The sequence below is a fragment of the Streptomyces fuscigenes genome (assembly GCF_021556455.1).
GTDB lineage: Bacteria > Actinomycetota > Actinomycetes > Streptomycetales > Streptomycetaceae > Streptomyces > Streptomyces fuscigenes.
Window position 1 is genome coordinate 1 of the sequence record NZ_JAKGCV010000534.1, and the last position, 3,326, is coordinate 3,326.

The 3,326-nt window shown below is 72.6% G+C and carries 2 protein-coding genes; both read left to right on the forward strand.

Translation table 11 applies throughout. The annotated features are described in order from the left end of the window. The first annotated feature begins 112 nt into the window (after window positions 1-112). Entirely contained in the window at window positions 113-1,108 is a 996-nt protein-coding gene (locus L1885_RS25835) for a DUF8083 family protein (RefSeq protein WP_235799580.1), read from the forward strand. Window positions 1,109-2,014: 906 nt separating this feature from the next. After that, window positions 2,015-2,221 carry a developmental transcriptional regulator BldC gene (bldC, locus tag L1885_RS25840; RefSeq protein ID WP_187827830.1) on the forward strand — a complete coding sequence of 69 codons (207 nt, stop codon included), beginning with the start codon at window positions 2,015-2,017 and terminating at the stop codon, window positions 2,219-2,221. The last annotated feature ends 1,105 nt before the right edge of the window (window positions 2,222-3,326 follow it).

A 3,326-nucleotide genomic window follows, 5' to 3' on the forward strand; every position in this document is an offset into this window, starting at 1 on the left:
CCTCGCCGGCGGCGCCGGACGGGGCGGGCGGCGCGCGGGCGGCGCGCCCCCGGCGCCCGGACGGCGAGGGGGAGCACTCTCTTCCGCGGGCCGGGCGTGGGACGATTTCGGCATGCCGGCGGTGTCCTCCTCAGTACGCGTCCCTTACACGTCCTACCTGCGGGTGTACGAACCGCTGGCGGCGTTCCCCGAACCGGAACGCGCGCACTGGACGCGCTACGCCCGGCTCTCCGCCACCCCCACGGCGCAGGACGAGCAGCGGAGATCGCTCGCCGACCTGCTGCCGACGCCGCCGGTGCCCGTGCGGGTGCACGAGAGCGCCGACGCCTTCGTGGCGGAAGTGGACGGGGTGGTCTGCGTCTGCCCGTGGCGCACACGGCTGCGGGGCTGGCTGGCGCTGGAGGAACTCGGCGAGACGCTGCCCGGCGCGCTGCTGGAGGCCGCGCTGCCGCAGGTGGTGCGCGACCAGGCCGCCGGCGACTACGAGCGCTGGCGTGCGGGCAACCCGGACGCCCGGCCCTGGATCAGGAGTTCGGTCTGGCAGGTGCCGGTGGGCTGGTTCACGCTGTTCTCCGACGACGAGCGGCAGTACACACCGGGGACCGGGGCCCTCGGGGGCGTGCCCGCGGGGGCCGGGGCGGACACCGACGCGGACGCCGGGGCGCCGGCCGACGGGCCGGGCGGCGCGGACGGCGAGGGGGAGGGTGCCGGCGAACCGGACGGCTCCCTCGGCGGCACCGGCACGGGCGACCGCTCCGGCTGCGCGCCGACGCTGCGCTACCGCACCCCGATGGTGCAGGCCCGCAGGCGGCTGGCGCGGGGGCTCAAGGCGGTGCGGGACACGATCGACGACGGGCCGCTGACCGAGCGCCTGATCGACGTGGGCCGCTGGCTTGAGGAGTTCCACCCGAGGTCCCTGGTGGAACTGGACTACGGGGGCCTGGTGCACGTCCTGTCCGACGAGCACCTCGCGCAGGACCACTCCGCGGCGGACGTGGCGGAGGGCATCGCCGCTCTGCGTGACGGCGACGGCGAGGGCGCGGGGGCCGCCTACGCGCGCCTGACCGAGCGCTGGCGCGCGGTGCGGGACCTCCAGTTCGCCAATTGACACGGCTGCCGCCACCGCGGTGAAGGGGTCCGCCCGGGCGTGGACGGGGGCGGGCCGCCGGCGGCGCGTCCCGCCGTCCCGGATCGCCGGCGGGGGACGGCGCGGGAGGGAACTCCCTGCCGCGGCCGGTCTCCGGGGCTGAGTCCCCGTGCGCTCACCCGCGCGCGGACGTGCGCGGCACCCGGTCCGGACCCTGTGCACCGGCTGTGCACCGGCTGTACGTCGCGGCGGGCGCGGACGGGTCGGGCGCGGGCGTGCGTCCGGCGGGCCTGGACGATCTGTGCGTAGGCGATGCGTAGATCGACGTACCGGAATCGGCGCGGGTCACGTATTGTCCGTACACTCCCGCACAGTGCGATTCCCCAGAGCCGCACAGGACCGCACAGAGTCCATCGGGGAGCGCCGCTGTTCATCGCCTCGTCCGGGGCTCAGGGCCGGTGGCCGACGGGTCTTTCGTCTCCACCCAACGTCCCGATTCCGGGCGTTTAGCCCTCAAGCGTGACGGACCGCACTAACAAGGGCCTTGTGCCCATCCCCCATCCTCGTGTCAAAATAGGACAAGGAGTCCGGGGAGGGTTCCTTCCGCCCAAGTGTGGGCGGATTGCTTTGCATTGCACTCTATGGGGGGTCTGTTGGCTCCTGATAGTTCTGTGACTGATCGTCACGGACGGGTGACTGTCCGCTATGGCACGGTCCATCGGCTTCCGCCGCTGATGAACACCTCAGAGGGCAATTCCATCGGTTTGGCCGACGTGGCTGGACAGATGGTGTAGTTGTAGTGCCGAGGACAAGCCGTTCGTCCTATAACCGACTCGGCCCGCGTCCGCCATTTCGGGCAACGCGGGCCAAGGTGCAGAATTTAGAGGAAAGAACCGAGAAGGTTCGGTTCTCCCGAGGAGGCCGCTCATGACCGCTCGCACCCCTGATGCCGAGCCGCTGCTGACCCCGGCTGAGGTTGCTTCCATGTTCCGCGTGGACCCGAAGACGGTCACACGCTGGGCAAAGGCAGGCAAGCTCACGTCCATCCGAACGCTCGGAGGGCACCGCCGGTACCGCGAGGCTGAGGTTCGCGCACTGCTCGCGGGGATCCCGCAGCAGCGCAGCGAAGCCTGAACAGCACATTAGGGCTCAACAGGCACAACAAGCAGGGCTCGGCCAGTTCCCCCAACTCGGTCGGTCCCGCACATAGCTCCATACGACGGGTGCCTGCCCCAACAGGCGCCAGGCCCGAGCAATACGGGTAAGTCGTGCGATCGCGCCGGACTCCGCCGAGTCCGGCGCGATCTTTGTGTGTGGGCCCGTCCGGCATCGCCGGCGCACGCCCCGGGCTCGCGGGGCGCGCGACCACGCCGCCTCCCCGGCGGTCCGACCGGTCGGTGTGTCGGAAGGTGTGGAAGTGCCGAACGGGAGAGTGCAATGGCACATACAAAATTGAGGGGATGTAGGAAGGGGTTAAACGGTCCACCTCCTCGAAAGAGTTCAGTGACTCCCGTCACACTCTTGCGCTCCCGTGCGTGGCGGTTCACCGGCCTCGTGGGTGTGAAGGGGCGTCGAGTCGCGAGGTGTCTCCACCGCGCCTTCACTCTTTCGGGAGTGCGGCCGCCGGGCGGCCGTGCGCGCCCGACACCTGACTACCGGCGCGCGCAGACGAGCGTCAATACGCACATCGGCCCGTAACCGCCGGTTCGGCCCCGGGGCCGCCCCGGCGCCCACCCGGCCGCCGGCACCGCCCGCGGCGCTCCAGTGGCCCTGGAGCGCCCTCCGACGTCGCACGACAACCCGAGCGCCATCGACCCGGCCCGCGGCCATCTGACGGCCTCTCAGGCGCCCGTCCGGGCGGCGCCCGGGGCGCATGGGGCGCGCGGCGGTGCGCGCGTGGAAGTGAACGCCCTCCGGAATCAGGGGTTCCGGTCCTGCTCGGCTTCTCGGCACGGTGACGGGGCGTGACGTCGGCCGCCCGATCGCTGTGACCTGTGGGGCGTAAGTGAAGGGTGCGGAGGGAGTGAAGAGCGCGGCGGAGGTCGCGCCGGGCGGCGGCGGAGGGGTGGGGGTGGCGGCGGCCGGGCGTGCCGGCACCCCTGCCGCCGGACCGGGCGGGTCGGCAGCAACGGGTCGGACCCGGACGGGTACGACGGCAACGGGGCGGATGCGGACGGTCCGGGCGTCGACGGGTGGACGGGCACCGGCGGCCGGTCCGGCACGGAGGGGACGGCCGCCG

Excerpts from the sequence above, each read along its gene's own strand:
- L1885_RS25835 (WP_235799580.1), top strand. The coding sequence starts at position 113 with ATGCCGGCGGTGTCCTCCTCAGTACGCGTCCCTTACACGTCCTACCTG.
- bldC (WP_187827830.1), top strand. The coding sequence starts at position 2,015 with ATGACCGCTCGCACCCCTGATGCCGAGCCGCTGCTGACCCCGGCTGAG.